This window comes from Gilvibacter sediminis, assembly GCF_028561565.1.
GTDB lineage: Bacteria > Bacteroidota > Bacteroidia > Flavobacteriales > Flavobacteriaceae > Gilvibacter > Gilvibacter sediminis.
Genome location: NZ_JAQQTE010000001.1, coordinates 594,837 through 611,847, shown reverse-complemented (window position 1 = coordinate 611,847; position 17,011 = coordinate 594,837). Strand labels below are relative to the sequence as shown.

The following is a 17,011-nucleotide window of genomic DNA, read 5'->3' as shown; positions in this document are numbered from 1 at the left end:
TTAAGAGTTTTGAGCTGCTTGTGCAACAGCTTTTTCAATTCTATTGTAAGAAGCACAGCGACAGATATTGCCGTGCATGGCGTTGCGAATCTCTTCTGATGAAGGACTGGGATTCTGTGCCAAAAAGGCCGAGGCCGTCATGATCTGTCCTGCTTGGCAATAGCCACACTGCGGAACGTCTACTTCTTTCCAAGCCACTTGCACCGGATGGTCTCCTGCTTCTGATAGGCCTTCTATAGTGGTGATCTTCTTTCCTTCCAAAGCAGAAACTGGAAGTTGACAACTGCGAACTGCGTTGCCGTCCAAGTGTACTGTACAGGATCCGCATTGACCGATCCCACAGCCGAATTTTGTTCCGACCATACCCAGTTCATCACGCAACACCCAAAGTAGTGGTGTTTCTGGCGCGGCGGTTATGGTCCGGGATTCCCCATTGATTGTTATAGTAAGGCTTGCCATATGTGGTTAGTTTTATTGAACTTTTAAGGTACAAAAAAACCATGCAGCACCGTGTATTTTAACACCAACGGGCTAAATATTAAGATTTTATAGGGTTTTTGCGTGATGCTTGTCAGGCTACTTTTTAATGAGTACCATCTTTGCCGCATCGCTGCGGGCCACAGATCTCATAAAGCCTCTGAGTTCTTTGTACTCCTCTGGAGTGGCTCTAAACCTTTGCAGCACCAAGCTCCGATTCACTTGCACAGCGCCTTCACCATCGGGTAAAACGAGCAAGGTGTAGGAGCCGAATTTAGACTCAATGCTCCTTGGAGCAGGCAAGGATTCTACGCTATAGCCTTCTGGAATCTCAATACTAAAATTGGTGTTGTCCACACCGCCACGAAGTATAACGGCTTCTTGTGTACGCTCTTTGTAGCGTCTCGGGATATAGGTGTAGCGGTCCATCACATTGACCGGGACTATTACTTTTTCATTGGAGAAGTTGGCAAAATCCGCAGCACTAAAAAGCACTTCCTCTCTCAGACTGACCTCTTCTTTGTCCTCTTCTAGTGTGATGTTTACAATGTCCAGGTTGTCTACATAGCGCCAGTAATTCTTGTAACTGCTGATGCGGTCTTTCTGATCCTTGGAGACCATAGCGCTTCTATTGTCGTATTGAATTCCTTTAGAAAACAAGCTGACCACCCCAGAAATAGTCCCTGAATCATCTAGTGTGAACGTTCCGTTGGTATCTAAGGTATTATCACCTACGGTGTAATTTGGAGTACGCTTAATGACGCCACCTTGAGGGGTAAGAGCCACCACATTTCTATTGTCTGTAAAGTCGCCTAAAAAGTTAAAGGGCATGGTTTGACTGGTGCATTCCAGCCATAATTCTTCATCCTCTAAAGGCACATTTAAGATCACGTGATTGCCTTGTAAAGAAGCAAAATCAGCATCTATGCTTTTCTGATCTCGACCGGCCCAAACCACACAATAATTGGCCTCTATGCCTTGACTGTTTAACAAAGCCATGGTTAAATTGGTTAAACCTTTGCAGTCGCCATAACCTTTCTCAATCACTTCTGCAGCAGGATAAGGACGCAAGCCACCAATACCCAATTGCACGCTGATATAGCGCGTATTGTCTTGCATGAATTCATAAATGCGGCGCACCTTTTCTTTGGTATTTGGAGCATCTGCAACCAAAGCGCTCACCTTAGAAACCACATCCTGTGGCAAACCGTCTAAGCCCGCAACTAGATTTCTATATTGCCAAGCGCCGAGCTCTTCCCAATTGGATGCCCTTCCCTCTATGCCATCTAGGCTAAAATGAGTTAAACCAACACGAACGTTTGGGATAAATTCCCAGGGAGAAGGGCCCATTTCCTCAGCACTTGTTGCACTAATGTCACTGGCTGAGATTTCTAATAAGCCTTCACTGTCATTGATCTTAAAAACTCCTTCAGGGTCAAAGACCTTATATCTAAAACCGAGATCTGGATTGTATTTTACCACAAAGCGGGTATTCCAAATGGAAGAATCGTAATAATCAATGAGGTTCCATGTAGGCAAATAAAAGGTGTCTTTGCTTTGCGTTTCTGACTCAAAAACTAAGGTATACGGATACTGTGTCGGGGTGTACTGCAAAACCATCAAGCGGCTGTCGCTGTATAGGGTGCCACCATCGACGGCGCTGATATCTTCAAAATCTCGCTTTCTAAAACGCTCTATTTCTTCTCCATTCTTGTCTAGTATGGTAGCAGAGAGCTTGGAGATTCTGCGGTCGTCATCATAACTGGCGTAAGCCACCGCATCAGAATCTCCTCCTTTATTGTAAACCGTGACTACCCGCTTGTGTTTGTAAACAATGCTTTGGTGATCTGCGATCTCCAACTCATAAGTCTCTGTTACAGTAGTGCTGTTGGCGTCTTCTTTTAATGCCTCCGGGATTAGATCAACTCGGTATTCTGACTGCCCAAAAATTGAAGTGCTGAGGGTGAAAAGGCACAGTAAAAGAAAGTACTTGTTGGTCATAAATCGCATTAGTTATCTCAAAGCAAGCTATGACTGCCAGGGGAGAAATCCAAATTTAATCCCGCTGTTCCTGGTATTGTTTCCATTTGGCCAAAAGGAACTCAATGAGACTCAAATTCATTTCTTCAGGGGTTGGCACTTTGACGGAGGTCTCCACACAATAGAGCAAAAACGGATAGACCTCTACTTCCTCCAGCCCCAACTCTTCCCTCAAAAATTCCTCTGGTATCGCAGCCTGCAACTCGTCAATGATAACGTCTTGTTTTTCCCAACTATTGAGCATTTTGAGCTTTCTAATGCGTCCATTGATAGTATTGAGAATTAGATCAAAAGGCACCAAACCGCCGGCAGAACTTGACGCAGTATAGAGCTTTTTCTCCGCATTAGAAAGGACCTTGGTCGGCATGATCGCTCCAAAATTCTGCTCGATGATCTCCGCGATCTGCTCATCAGAGAGCTGATCCGAACGCACCACCACCTCATCGAGTTCAGTGGTTTCTGGAGTCATGGTGATGTTGATCGGCCCGAGATCCTCTGGAAGATCTTTGGCCACAAATTCAAAGTTGGAAAAACTCAATCCTGCAAATAGAATCGTATCTCCATCGTCATAACCAATGGAATAATTGCCCCGCTCATTGGTTACCGTACCTTTCACTCGGGTTAAATTAAGTACCGTGATTCCCTCCAAAGATCGGCCTTGTTCATCAGTGACACGCCCTTCAAGTCTTTGGGCTAGGGCGTTGAAACCCACTAGGCACAGCAGGCCCAGTATCCATATGCGTTGATTAGAAAGCATGCGCTAAACTCGGGAAATCTGCGGGGCGATACTGATAAGGCGTTGTTAAAATGAACCCTCTCGCTGATAAATTCCTGTTAAGGACTTAATCGTTGTTCACGGCCAAAAGTGTATCGGTTAGGCGTAAGAGCTGCAACTTAACACGCTGATCTTGAAAGTTATACACCCGAACTTCTTGACGCTGAGAAGGTTTCCCCCAATCGTAATAGACTGTTAACTTCACAAAAGTAGGTTCGGGCTTTTTGTTGCCGCGATAGGTGAAATTCACAAGCCATTCTCCGTTTTGGAGATCCTCCACAAAGAACTCTTTGCTGGAATAGCCTTTAGTCTTCTCATCAGTGATCAGGTCTTGATTGTCTGCCAAGGAGTGATTGAAAGAATAGGCACGTCGCTCTGGATTCACAAACTCAATGTCAAATTCAGCTTCCGAAGTATTCCACTCAAAGACCAAACGAACATCGGCCCGGAAGTCTTGAATATCGTCGTGAATGGGAACAAACTTTTCCTTGATCTTGGCTTGATTGCTTCGGTTAAAGTAGATGTATTCCATCTCTGAATAGATGGTCTTCCCAATTCCTTCTCCACTAATATCATTATCACCCAAAATATAACTCATATACACGCGCCAAGCCAAAACGAACTGACTGTTCTCTAAATGCGCGTTGGCCAGATCTCTAAAGGATTGTGCATATTCTGGACGTAAACGAGCCACCTTTTTATACTGCTCAACAGCAGCCTTGGTCATTCCCAATTCCTGGTAGAAATAGGCAATGGCCTTTTGAATCTCTGGATTCTTATTATGCTTGTTAGAAAGCGCCTCCAGCACCATTTGCGAATTGGACAGATCCCCATATTGCTGGGCAAACCATCTGGCTACTATAAGGCCTTGCCCATAATTGGCAAGCGAGTCCTGAAGCGATTTCATATAATACTGTAAAGCTGATTCTGCAGAACCTTTGGCCTTTAGCGCGTCTAAAATCGGCTTGTCTGCTTCTGCAATTCCACCATAACCGGCTGCATCATCTGAATAATAATTCTGGTTCTGCAATTTGGCTAAGTCTTCTTGCTTTTTCTTCTCGGCTGCATTAAAACTGCCGTACTTGGTCTTGATCACAATAACTCCACCAGCCCCTTGAGTTCCATATTTTGTGGTAGCCGCCAAAGATTTTAGCGCATAGATCTGATCGATCTGGGTGAGGTCTAAATAAGTGGGTTCATCGGTAGTGAAGACGCCATCGACTTCCCAAGCAACAGGATAGTCTTGTGTTGCTGAAGAGGAACCGCCTCTTAAATAAGCACGTCCATTCACGCCAACAGAGTAACCAGAAATTTTGCCTTTCAAGGCTTCTTTTAATGAAGAATAGGTATTACTCAGCTCATCTCCGTCTACCACCCCAACGGCATAGCCTGCCTTCGACGGGTCAAAACGTCCTCGAGATGTTTCAAATGGACGCTCTGCTTTTTTGCGCCGCTTTTCTGAGAGGCCTTCCACTGTAGTTACTGTAATGACTACCTCATCCAACTCGTTAGATACCTCAATCATTTCTAAATCTACCCGGCTGGTGATGTCTTCAATAAGAATCTCAATGGGCTTAAAAGCCACATGGCTGAACTGTAAGGTCTCTCCGGGTTTGGCTTCAATGCTGTAGCGTCCACGGGCATTGGTTTTAGTCCCTCGGGTTGTGCCCATGACTAGAATATTTACGTCGCCAATGGGAGCATCCAAATAACGAATGGTCCCACTAATAGTGCGCATAGCCATAGTGTCGCTACTCGCCGTGTTGCCTCCGTAACTCACCGCATCTCCGCTATAGTAATTCTGATTTTTATATTTCTCCGCTTCCTTGGCCCGTTTGGCAGCAAGCTGCTCTGGCGCATTAACGGTACGGATAAATACCGTAGGGCCCACGTTCGGAACATTGGCCAAATACATCTGTACAATCTCACTGTAAGCGATCACCGGAGCCTCGTTCCATTCAATATCATCCACCATCCAAGTAAAAGGACCTTTCACTCCGGCATAACGATCCTTTAAGGCTAAATTCAAATCTGGGTTAGCCAGCATGCGGATCTCCCGTTGATCCAAATAATAAACCACACCTCCATGAGCGGCAGGGTTGAATTTCCTCCCAAATGGCGCTGCTAACTTCACATTCATGACCACCTCAAGGTCATCTTCTTTTGGCGCTGGAGCATCCGCAGTAACCACCACCTCATCCAAGCTTTCCACAAAGTCATCCATAGGTACATTGAGAACCGTGGAAGTCTCTTCCAAAAGGATCTCCACATCTTTGAATCCCACATGACTAAACTTTAATGTCTGACCCACCTCTGCATTGATCTGATAAGTTCCATCTGCAGCTGTTTCGGTTCCCTGATTGGTGTTCACCACGCGAATGTTCACTTTAATAAGAGGGCTGTCTTGATAGGTTACTTTACCGCTAACGGTGATGGTCTGAGCCACGATCGCCTCAGAAATAAACAAAGCAAATAGAATTAAAAAGTAGAATTTTCGAGTGTTCATAGCAATTTCACCGCGTTTCTAACAATTAGTATACAGAGTTACGACTTATGTAACAGATTGGGGTAAGTTTATATATAATTTAACCTATTCTGTTGTTCTAATGGAGGTTATTTGGACGCCCCGTGAAGTAGAACAGAGTTCATTTCACGGACGCGCTATCCGCTATATCTTTCCGCTACGCAGAAAGGATGCCGCTGCTATCGCTGGCGCGGGGATGGGGGAGTTTAGATACGGTCATCGAGTGGTTTTTGGTGCTAGCAGGAGCTCACCAAAACAATAAAATTTGGTGAAGTGACCGTACGCTAGCGCCAGACTCTGTCTAATGCGTGCGGTGCTGCTTCAAAGCTTGTCGATTGTGCTTATTCGGTATCTTTGAATTTCATTTTAAGTATTGTTTTGAAAAATCTCAAAATCCTCACTCTTTTTCTAGTACTCTTCGCTACGACTGCTACTACAGCCCAAACCTTCACGGGTGTAGTAACTTTTGACATCGATTTTGAATTTGAAAAAGACTTCAGCATTGCAAATCGGGTTAATTATTTAACCCAATATGGAGAACAAGCACTTATGTTTTACATGCCTACAGGAGATACTGCAAGAAAATATCTCGATGCAAACGGTGACCCTACTATGTATCAGCTTTACTCTCAAAAAGCAGGTGAACTTCTCTTTGTCGATGCTAATGGAGAAGACATCTGGGATCGTTTAGACACAACTGGTAACTCGCTGGAGCTACTTAACTTTAAAGAGGTAGAATCAGAAGTTCTTGCAGACCTAGAAAGCAGCTGTTATGAGTATTATTCCAAAGACATTAAATCTGGTGAAGAAGTACTAGTTTATTTCTGTGCCAGTGAAAATGCTCCCAAGCTCGATTATCGCCTATTGAATAATCATGTGGAGTATTACCTGGCTGATTTCTATAAAATGACCGAGCGGCCCTACCTTAAATACCAGCTTGTTACAGATAACTTCACCATGACCTTCACTGCTACTAAAATAGAAGAAATGGGGGTTCAAGAAATGTTGCGGTTGCTAGGTTTGAGCGTGGATTAGGGTTTTTGAGAGGACATAGATGTCAGATTGAATTGGCTTTGTTCAATCTTCCGAACATTCACACACTCTTCGGATTCATTCAACTAACGTTGAATGTTCCGAAGTGACTCGCACTCTCGGGATTCATTTTCTTTCAGAAAATGATCCAAAGTTACTCGCACTCCTGCAAATAGGACCGAGCGTTCAGAAAATGTCTGGTAGACATTTTTAGCGAAGGTGCCAGACTGCCGCGCTGGCAGTTTATGCACGGATTCGCTGCGCGCTTCCGAACATTCTCGCACTACTGCAAATAGAAAATCAACCCAACCTGCGGTTGGTTTATTTTTTTATACCTCCTAGCGTTTATGAAAGTAAACTTTCAACACGCTTTTCGGTATAAAAAAATCCACACCTTTCGGTGTGGATTTTCTGCTTGATGTGGAGAAGATCGGATTCGAACCGACGACCTCTTGACTGCCAGTCAAGATGAAAACGCATCGATATGTGTTAATATGAACTAATATTAATTGATTATCAATTACTTATGAATCACACATACTCATAAGAGTTCAAATAAATACAGATTTTGCGTGCAAATTGCGTGCAAATATTTTATCTTTAATATCATGAAAACCAGCATAATACTTAGCTTAGATAAACGAAGAAAGAAAAAAGATGGGACATTTCCTATCATTTTAAGGCTTAGTCATCAGCGTAAATCTACTTCTATTAGCACCGGTCATTCCATCCTACCCACCTATTGGGACGATAAAAAACGAGAAGTAAAAAAGACCTATCCTAGGACTTCTTCCGTAAGCAGATTAAATAATCAGCTGCTTAAAGTCAGAGCAAATGCGATGGATATCATCAACGGGTTAGATGAAAAGGGTGAGCTACAGTATTTATCAGTTGGCCAGGTGAAGGAGAAGATCGTAAACCAAAACCAGTTCGAGTCATTTTATCAATTTGGGCATTCTCTAGTTGAAGAAATGCGGGCTAGTCAAAGATTCGGGAACGCCCGGTCTTATGAAGCAGTTCTTTCGGTTTTGAAAAGCTTTCACCCCAAGGAATTACGATTTAATGAACTCAACTACGATTTTCTAAAGAAGTTTGAACAATACCATTTATCTAAATCCGGTAACAGCCTCAACGGCTTGGCGTCATATATGCGAACCATTCGAGCTATTTATAACCGTGGCATCAAGGCGGGAATAATCGAACAAGAGGCTTATCCGTTCAATAGGTATGAGATTCGTCAAAAGCCGACTGAGAAGCGCGCAATTAATGAAGAGCAGCTAAAAAAAATACTCAGCTTAGAAATTGGAAATGAGCACTCGCTTTTCCATGCACGGAATTACTTTCTGATATCATATATGCTCTTTGGAATCTCTTTCGTGGATATGGCGTTTTTAAGAGTTTCTAATATGATAGATGGCCGCATCCAATACCGCCGCCGTAAAACAGGAAAACTCTATGATATTAAAATTACACCTCAGCTAGAAGAACTTCTTACATACTACCTTGAAGGAAAAGATAAGGATGATTTCATCCTGCCAATCGTAAAAAGAGATGAACTCGAGAATCAACTGGACGATGCTAGATGGGCTCTAAGGGCTTATAACAGAAAACTGAAGGAGTTAGGTGAATTATGTGAAATCGACCAGAAATTGACATCCTATGTGTCTAGACACAGCTTTGCGACTCAGGCGTTGCTCAAAGAAGTTCCAGTTATGGCTATTTCAGAGATGCTGGGACATTCTAAGTTGAATACTACACAGACTTATTTAAAGTCGTTGCCAAATAATGTTTTAGATGCTTATCAGGATTTGATAACGAAAATCTTACCTTAGATCTTGAAAGATTAGAAACTAAACATTTAGAGTAGTTACTTGCTTTTGACAATCTTGGCTTTTTCAAGAAACTGCCATCAAAATTATTCAAACTATAAAACATGAGTAGTTATTTCTATTTACAAGCCGAAAAAAATACTTCAAACGCTGATCTTATTGACCTACTTCAAAACTACTCTGAAGAAAACCAAATACTAATTTATGTAATAGACAGGCCGTTAACCGATCAGAAATACTCTTATCATTATACCAACGCACTAATCGTATTATCACCCAAGAACAAAATTGCCATATTAGACTACGGGGATAATAAAGATCAATTTGAAGACTATGTTGATGATGTTATTGCTGATATTTGGTCGATTTCGGATAAGTATTTATACAAAGAGATTTTAGGAAGACCAAGAAAATGGAGAACAACTCTAATTGATTCGGAATTTAATTCAACTGAAATAAACGATGTAAGTGAATTTTTAAATGATTTGTCATTAAATACCGATGAAGATATTAAGAAGCTGGACCTCTTAATCTCACTTTTTATCGGGAGTATTAATGACATTGACCGAGTAAAAGAAGATGTCCCTAAAACTACACTAGACAAAGTAAAGCAAAAGATTCAGTTGTTTGATGGTGATCAAACCAGATTCATCTATGGAAACTTAGATCACAGAAAAATTCGAATTCAAGGACTTTCAGGAACAGGTAAAACCGAACTTCTTTTACATAAACTTAAGGACTTATATATCAACGATTCTGAATCCAAAATTTTTTTTACTTGTCATAACAAAATTCTGGCTGACAATTTAAAAAAGAGAATACCAAATTTCTTCAATTTCATGAAAGTTGAACAACAAATTGAGTGGGATTCTAGATTATGGTGCAATAATGCTTGGGGGTCAAATTCATACCCAAACTCCGGGGCATATCGATATATTAGTCATTTTTATAAAATACCATTCTATAGTTGGTCATTTCAAATGTCTTTTAGCAAAGCTTGCGAATTAGCAATAAATGACATAAAAGAAAAATTTCCAGAAGGTGATCATAAACGAGCTTTCACCTATATGTTCATAGATGAAAGTCAAGATTTCGACGAGAATTTCTTTGAACTATGTGATTTAGTAACGGAAAAACGAATTTACATAGCTGGAGATATTTTTCAGAGCATTTTTGACGAAAAAATCTCGGGTACAATTGAACCTAATTTCTTGTTGGGCAAATGTTACAGGACTGATCCAAAAACTCTAATGTTTGCACATGGTCTAGGCATGGGGCTTTTTGAAGAATCTAAACTCCGTTGGTTAGAAGAAAAAGAATGGAAAGACTGTGGATATAATGTTGAGATAAAAGACTCACACTATCATCTTCGAAGAGAACCTTTGAGACGATTTGAAGATCTAGATGATGAGTTCGAGAGTATCCGAATAATTGAAACTGGGAAATCATTACCAGCCACTGTAGTGGAAATAATAAATGAAATTAGAGAAGAAAACGAAACAGTCCAACCAGATGATATAGGAATTATTTTACTAGATAAGAGTAAGCACATTTTTAAGCTCGCCGACCTTATTGAGTATAAAATTGAAAAAGATATTGGTTGGAACGTGAATAAGGCATATGATTCAAAGGAGAAGATACACAATACCGTTCTAATTAGTAATCGCAACAATGTTAAAGGGTTGGAATTCCCTTTTGTGATATGCATTACCCAAAGTATTTCTAATAATCCTAGTTATCGTAATTCATTATACACGATGTTAACTAGGTCATTTATAAAATCATTCCTAGTTACACAAGAAGACGTTCTATTTTCAGGATTAACAGATGGTATGAAAAGTGGTTTAGAACACATAGTAAAATATCAAGAGATGATCATTGAAGAACCTTCGGAAGAGGAGAAAGCAAATATTCGCACGAGATTCAAATCAAATTTAAGAAAGATTTCTCATTATGATCTTATGGTTGAGATTTTTGAGGAGCTAAAAATTGAAAAGAAGTATCACCAAAAATTACTTGTCGCAACTCAGCAGATGGATATGATAGATACAGACAAGCATACATTACGTGAGTTCATTCTAGATAATATGAAGTATTTAAAAGGAAGAGTTCTATGAAAGTTATTGTGAAGGGCATTCTTCCGTTTCAAGAAAAGAACTTCTTTTTTCCTATAAGAGAGAAAGCAGACTACGTTAGACTAATTCTTAATACTATTCAATATCTTTTAATTGAAAAAGACTTGGAAGATGTAGATTTAGATGAATGTCAATCACAAATTCGAGTTGTTGTGGACAAAATGAGCAGGGTTTTCTTATATCGTGACGGAAAATACTTTAGTGTATCTTTCCCTTTTATCTTATTACTTGATAGCAATAATGATATAGAAGAAATAACGACCTACGAAGGCATCAAAATAGATAGTCAAAATGTGTCATTTGCAAACTCAATATTAAATGATGGAAGTTTTCAATTGAACCAATCTCTAGTAGATTTTTATCTTGAATCAACAGCTTTTGAGTCCACTGGATTGGACTTGCTCGAGAAAATATTTCATTCTGAACCTGCATATATCCGGTATGATCATGATCCGCAAAGAGAGGATGGAAAACTCCACCCACTTGATCACCTCGATGTAAACTATTCATCATACGGTACCTACAAGATCGGATTAAATAACATTATCACGGAGGATTATTTTGAGAATTTAATTAACTTAAATACCGATTGTTCTTTTCTAGAGGATTAGTGTACTTTTTAAATGTGTTCTTGAATTAAAAAAACATTTAACGAAAATGTGCTATTTCAATTCTAGAGGTTCCTAATAATTAGATTATTCATTAATAATCCAATCTTATTCTTGCTTAATTGGCAAATCTATTCAGTCTATTATTAGTGTGAACTTATCGTTATATTTGACTTTCCCCATTTGCGGTCAGTGAGGCGACTTATTCTAGTCTCATTGAGTAAACGAATATTCTAACATGAGTAAGTTTGTCAGCCCTAGTCACATTACGGCGGAAAAAGGAGTAATCGCCTTTGCCAAATACTGTGTAGATCACAGTCCCGTTATTTTATGGCGCGAAGAGACCAAACATGATTACGGAGTCGATGGGGAAATTGAAATAACAGAGATAACTAAGGCGGGTAAGATTGAAGCAACTTCTAAAGTTATGAAGGTGCAGTTAAAATCTACCAAAATGAAGAGCTATATAGCTAAAGAAACCTGCAGCTCATTTGAGTTCTTAGCCAACAGAAATGACATGAAGTATTGGGAAAATCATTCCCTCCCAGTAATCTTAGTTGTGTACTTTGAGAATGAAAAAGTACTCTACGCAAAAAAAATAGAGAAAGGCCAAGTCTTAAAGAATCGAAAAACCCATAGGATTTTGTTTGATAAACAAAAAGATCTGTTGACAGGTAAACCAAATATTGCTGAAGTAACTGGTCAAGAATTTATTAGTCGCATCAACTATGGTAAAGGCGAGAATCTACACTTCAACTTTTTTGAAGTTTCCCTTCCACCCTTAATTTACAAATATCAAAGTAAGTTCACAGACCCACATGACATCTTTAGGGTTATAAAAGAGCATGATCTATATCCTACTCCAGAGTTCAGTCTTGAATCAAATAATTTATATTATTTAGACCGACTTGAGCGATACAACAAAACCCTTCGTGAGAATATTCTCGAATCTCTGGACGTGACTAAGATTAAGATGGAGGAGTTTGTAAAATCTGGACAGGTCGCAAGAAACACTGTGGTTCGAATTGTAAATAAATACCTACGTAGTCAGCTACGACACAAGCAAATTTACTTTGACAAACATTTTAAACGATACTACTTTGCCAAAGTGAATGATCACCCGCGTGAGTCCAAAGTAAGGGAAAATGCGGTAACCGATGTGTATCGGAAAGAAGTCTCAAAGGGCAAATCTGGTAGGAAAGATGCAAGAATGGTGGTTTCTAAATATACCTATTATGAGTCTACATCATTCTATAAACATTTGGCTTTTGAAGTTCACTTCGAATGGATCGAAGGCAAATTGTATGTCATTATTGACCCAAAGTATTTATATACTGAAGATGGAAGTGTCCCGCTGTTTGATAAGAAAAGAATTACTAAACTCACAAATCGATTAAAGCAAAGCGAGAGAAATACACAGTTCTTAAACCATATATACTTCCTTCGTAATTTCATTTCTCGTGGGCATTTGGAACTTTTTTACGAGAACCAAAAAAATAAACTTCAGATTCTTGGATTTGAGACTATTCGAGCTCCATTTAGCATTGTTGAATCTCGCTCAGCCTCTCAAATCAAGGAGATCGAAAATACAGGTCAAACAACATTATTCGACGAGATATGAGGGTAGAAATATTAGACGAGCCGTTACTTGAGTTTGCCAATGATTTTTTATGTGATGATCCGAAGAAAGGTATTGCTGCAACCGGTTTTTTTTCTTTATCGAATAATACACATCGTTCGGAGATTCACTATTCCATTGTTGGTACGAAGAAAGAGATAAGTCTGTACAAAGAAATGATTGATAAATTTTCATCACCGATTGAGTCAACTGCCAAATTCAAACTCAATAGCTTATCCGGTTCTAGAAAAGACAGTGAAGAAACCCTGTTCGATGAGTCTGAAGAAGACGAGGAGATTGTTTACGAAGGAGTTAATAAAAAGCTCAACCCAGACTTTCCTGGTTTTAATGAGGAAAGCTGCTTCAAATGTAAGTTTCTCAACGATCCAGATAATGACTTTGTAATAAAAGAACGGGATATACTGGAGATACTTTCGTCCGAAACTCAGAAATCGGAAAAAGTAATGTCGGTAGTTGATCTCTACAAAAATGCATATCAGGAGATCACAGAGGATAACGTTTCAGTAATTCCTGATATAGTTGTTATGGTTATAAGTAAGCAAGTTTATGAGGAGTTATCTACGGTTAAGGTTGACAACACATGGATCAATTTCAGACGTTTTCTAAAGGCTGAAGTATTATCATTGGATAAAAATATTCCGGTTCAACTAATACTAGAACAGACGATTACTGAGAAGAAGGAGAGTATGCAGGATACCTCAATGGTAGCGTGGAATTATTGTGTTGCCCAATATTATAAGACGGCCAACTGCACTCCCTGGACGATCAAGGATATTGACCCTGATACTTGCTACCTTGGTATTAGCTTTCACAGAGTTAACGAGGTAGACGATAACCATATGCGCTCGAGCATCGCTCAGGCATTCAACAAAGATGGGAAAGGTCTTGTCTTTACTGGTAAACAGTTTGAATGGAATACCTATAAAACCAGAGTGGCAACCCCACATTTAAACCGTGGTTATGCCCGTGAGCTTATTTCGAATGTTCTTGAACAATATAAGAAGATTAACAAACATACTCCTAAGCGTGTTGTGATTCACAAAACCAGTGATTTTTGGGATTCCTACGTTCATCCTGATTATGATGAGCTTGGTGGTTTAGTTGAGGGAATTGAGCGTACACTTGGCCCAGATGCAGATTATGATTTAGTTACAGTAAAACCAACTAAAATTCGGGTGCTGAGAACTGGAAATTACCCAGTTTTGCGAGGAACCTTCATAAAAATTAGTGAAGAAAAAGCTGTTCTTTATACGTCAGGGTTTATACCATATTACAATACCTACCCGGGACCATTCATTCCGGCTCCGCTTCGAATTGAAAACATTGGTGATACGCCAATTAAGGAAATATGTAAAGAGATTTTCGCGCTTACAAAGATGAACTTTAACAATGCGCATTACTGCGACTCATTCCCAATTACCTTACAATTTTCTCAGAAAGTGGGTGAAATCATTCAGTATCTGCCTGAAGATATAGATAACCCACCAAATAAGTATTACTACTACATGTAGCTATGGATTAAACTGTGCTTAATGAACTAAACACAGCACTATTTAAAATCCCGAAAAAAATCAGCAAGGCTTATTTTGTGGGCGTCAAGAATCTTTAGGAAACTCGTAAACGTAAAATTACTCCCCTTCTCCATTCTCCAATACTGCATGCGTTGTAGGCCTTTATCAACGGCAAAGTTTTCATATGAAGTATAACCTGCTTCAATACGCATTTGTTTTAGCTTTTTTGATATAGCCATTATCCTAGGATCTAGCCCATTGCTCTCTGGGGAGTTTTTAATTGCCATCACTGTTGTCTTTAAAACAAAGATGATGTTTGAAGATATTTTAAATTACAACATATATTTTACCACATTTATAAACATTATTTGTAAATTTAATATCTAAAGACCCTACAAATGAATACGCTCGGTAACACTTTTCTAGCTCTCTTAATCTCTGGAACTACAATTGCCCAATCCGTAACTTTTGGCAACGATCAATTATTTAACAATCCAGGTACCAACGGTGCCATTAGCCTTGACATAGGAGATATTGACAATGATGACGACCTAGATCTATTAGTAACCCTAAATATCGGTGGTGGTAATTATGCTGTAGGCTGGCTTGAAAATAATGGAGATCAAACTTTTGAACCCATTCAAACCATTCGATCTATCGGTTCATTCGAAACGTTAGGTGCAAAACTCACGCACGCAGACGCAGACGGAAACCTAGATGTTGTGATCGTGGAAAACAGTTCAGAAATGATCACGCAATACCTAGGAGACGGAACAGGTAACTTTGACTCTGGAACTCCAGTGGACACACCTGTGTTGGGTGACTTTCCATCCATATTAGAAATCATTGATTGGGATCAGGATGGTTTAAAAGACATTATACTAGGAGAACCAGATTTCCTTGCACGAGTGCATTGGTACAAAAATCTGGGAGACGGTTCTTACGCTCCAATTCAGACCATTGCCTTTCTGAGTGGTGATCCAAGTAATATTAAGCCTGGAGATATAAACGATGATGGAATACTTGACCTGATCGTAACCGTAGCAACTCCAACATTTCAACGTCATGTAACCTGGATCGAAGGTGATGGCACAGGAGGAAGCACCACCGGTGGCACGGAAATTCTTGTAGATGGTGATTTATTCTTCAATGGCCTTACCATGAACGACTTTAACAATGACAACCTCATAGACATCGCAGTAACCTCTGCCCCTGGAGACTTTGTAAGGTGGTACAGCAATAATGGCGACGAGAGCGTCACTTTAGAACAAACTATAGGAGGCGCATTCAATCAAGCTCAAATTGAATCAACAGACCTTAATAATGACACATATCCGGATCTTGTTTACTCAAGCTTCTCCGCGGAAGACATTCTTATCGCACTGAACGATGATACCGGGTCTGGTGTATTTACAGAGTATGACGAAGTTTTTACCAGTCCACTGGCTACTATTTTTGCCCTAGCCGACCTCGATCAAGATGGCTTTACCGACATTATCTCTTTGTCTGAAACTAATACCACAATCACTTGGCACCGCAACCTAATCAACGACATCGACAATGACGGCATCCCCAATGACCTTGACAATTGTGAACTAGATCCAAACCCAGATCAGAATGATGTTGATGGAGACGGTATTGGTGACGCCTGCGATGTAGGAGACTACGATGGTGATGGAATTTTAGACCTGGACGAGTATTTCACCGGTAGTGATCCTGCAGATCCCTGCGACCCAAACTTCGGTCCTGGCACAACTGGGTATGACGGAACAAATCCAATTTGGCGAGCAGCTAACTGTGATGGTGATGATTCAACCAACGGTGAAGAGTTTGATTGTGGAACGGACCCTTACGATAGTTCCGAGAATTGTGTGCTTTCCATTAATAGATTTAGCTTGGATAATGCAGTTATTTGGCCGAATCCGACAAATGGGATTATTAAAGTCCAACTACCATCTTCTTTCCCAGTTATTGAACTCGAAGTTTATGATATTTCTGGTCGTAAAGTCCTCACATCGAGTACAACCTCTATCGACCTTAGTTCTGTCTCTTCAGGAATCTATAATTTAAAAATTACAACAAACGAGAATTTCGTCTTCAAACGCATTGTGAAGCAATAATACGTTCTGGGGTTCTAGGGTCTCCCTAGCAGGATCGCATTGTGATATGGAGCTTGTGACGGTCACAATGCAATCCTGCCTCAAAATGTCTTAAAAGCGTAGCGACTTGAGTTATTTTGAGCCCGCCTGTCCTAAAAGATTGCTTACGCAGTTTGCTTTCGACTTAGGACAGGCCGCATAAAAGACAATGGTTAACGTTCCCGGTTGGGCAAATGTCTTTTATGATTTTCCTTTAGTTTTTGGAGTTGCGTTAAACGATTGGTTTTGTTGTGTGATTTGTCCAGCTCTCTCAATAGTTCATCAGTATATCCTAGAGTTTTA

The 17,011-nt window shown here is 40.1% G+C and carries 13 protein-coding genes; 8 read left to right on the top strand and 5 right to left on the bottom strand.

Features of this window, described 5'->3' with window-relative positions; all coding sequences use genetic code 11:
• The 4 genes from POW22_RS02765 to POW22_RS02750 all read right to left on the bottom strand — a co-directional run bounded on the left by POW22_RS02765 (position 1) and on the right by POW22_RS02750 (position 5,798).
• Positions 1–459 (bottom strand): (2Fe-2S)-binding protein, encoded by a 459-nt coding sequence (locus POW22_RS02765; protein ID WP_272831028.1) that lies wholly within the window; start codon positions 457–459, stop codon positions 1–3.
• A gap of 117 nt (positions 460–576) precedes the next feature.
• Positions 577–2,478, bottom strand: coding sequence for a DUF3857 domain-containing protein (locus POW22_RS02760; protein ID WP_272831026.1), 1,902 nt, complete (start codon positions 2,476–2,478; stop codon positions 577–579).
• Between the two features lie 55 nt (positions 2,479–2,533).
• Positions 2,534–3,274, bottom strand: coding sequence for a carboxypeptidase-like regulatory domain-containing protein (locus tag POW22_RS02755; protein ID WP_272831024.1), 741 nt, complete (start codon positions 3,272–3,274; stop codon positions 2,534–2,536).
• Positions 3,275–3,359: 85 nt separating this feature from the next.
• Positions 3,360–5,798, bottom strand: a complete 2,439-nt coding sequence (locus POW22_RS02750; RefSeq protein WP_272831023.1) for a carboxypeptidase-like regulatory domain-containing protein — start codon at positions 5,796–5,798, stop codon at positions 3,360–3,362.
• A gap of 100 nt (positions 5,799–5,898) precedes the next feature.
• Between POW22_RS02750 and POW22_RS02745 the strand changes: the two genes are divergently transcribed.
• The 7 genes from POW22_RS02745 (at position 5,899) to POW22_RS02715 (ending at position 14,570) form a co-directional block, all read left to right on the top strand.
• Positions 5,899–6,078, top strand: coding sequence for a hypothetical protein (locus tag POW22_RS02745; RefSeq protein WP_272831022.1), 180 nt, complete (start codon positions 5,899–5,901; stop codon positions 6,076–6,078).
• A 116-nt stretch (positions 6,079–6,194) separates the two neighbouring features.
• On the top strand, positions 6,195–6,851 hold the full coding sequence (locus POW22_RS02740) for a hypothetical protein (RefSeq protein WP_272831021.1): 657 nt from the start codon (positions 6,195–6,197) through the stop codon (positions 6,849–6,851).
• Between the two features lie 605 nt (positions 6,852–7,456).
• Positions 7,457–8,680, top strand: a complete 1,224-nt coding sequence (locus tag POW22_RS02735; RefSeq protein ID WP_272831020.1) for a site-specific integrase — start codon at positions 7,457–7,459, stop codon at positions 8,678–8,680.
• Positions 8,681–8,781: 101 nt separating this feature from the next.
• Complete coding sequence (locus tag POW22_RS02730; RefSeq protein WP_272831019.1) at positions 8,782–10,794, top strand: STM2767 family DEAD/DEAH box helicase; 2,013 nt, start codon at positions 8,782–8,784, stop codon at positions 10,792–10,794.
• The gene (locus tag POW22_RS02725; RefSeq protein ID WP_272831018.1) at positions 10,791–11,423 is read left to right on the top strand and encodes an STM2766 family helicase-associated protein; all 633 of its coding nucleotides are present in this window, start codon (positions 10,791–10,793) and stop codon (positions 11,421–11,423) included. The genes POW22_RS02730 and POW22_RS02725 overlap by 4 nt, the downstream gene beginning before the upstream one ends.
• A gap of 235 nt (positions 11,424–11,658) precedes the next feature.
• Positions 11,659–13,041 (top strand): DUF4365 domain-containing protein, encoded by a 1,383-nt coding sequence (locus POW22_RS02720; protein ID WP_272831017.1) that lies wholly within the window; start codon positions 11,659–11,661, stop codon positions 13,039–13,041.
• A complete protein-coding gene (locus tag POW22_RS02715) occupies positions 13,038–14,570 on the top strand; it encodes an argonaute/piwi family protein (RefSeq protein WP_272831016.1) in 1,533 nt (510 codons plus the stop codon). The genes POW22_RS02720 and POW22_RS02715 overlap by 4 nt, the downstream gene beginning before the upstream one ends.
• Positions 14,571–14,608: 38 nt before the next feature.
• Here POW22_RS02715 and POW22_RS02710 read toward each other — a convergent pair whose 3' ends face one another.
• Positions 14,609–14,857, bottom strand: a complete 249-nt coding sequence (locus tag POW22_RS02710) for a hypothetical protein (protein ID WP_272831015.1) — start codon at positions 14,855–14,857, stop codon at positions 14,609–14,611.
• A 111-nt stretch (positions 14,858–14,968) separates the two neighbouring features.
• Between POW22_RS02710 and POW22_RS02705 the strand changes: the two genes are divergently transcribed.
• The gene (locus POW22_RS02705) at positions 14,969–16,690 is read left to right on the top strand and encodes an FG-GAP-like repeat-containing protein (protein ID WP_272831014.1); all 1,722 of its coding nucleotides are present in this window, start codon (positions 14,969–14,971) and stop codon (positions 16,688–16,690) included.
• Positions 16,691–17,011 lie beyond the last annotated feature (321 nt).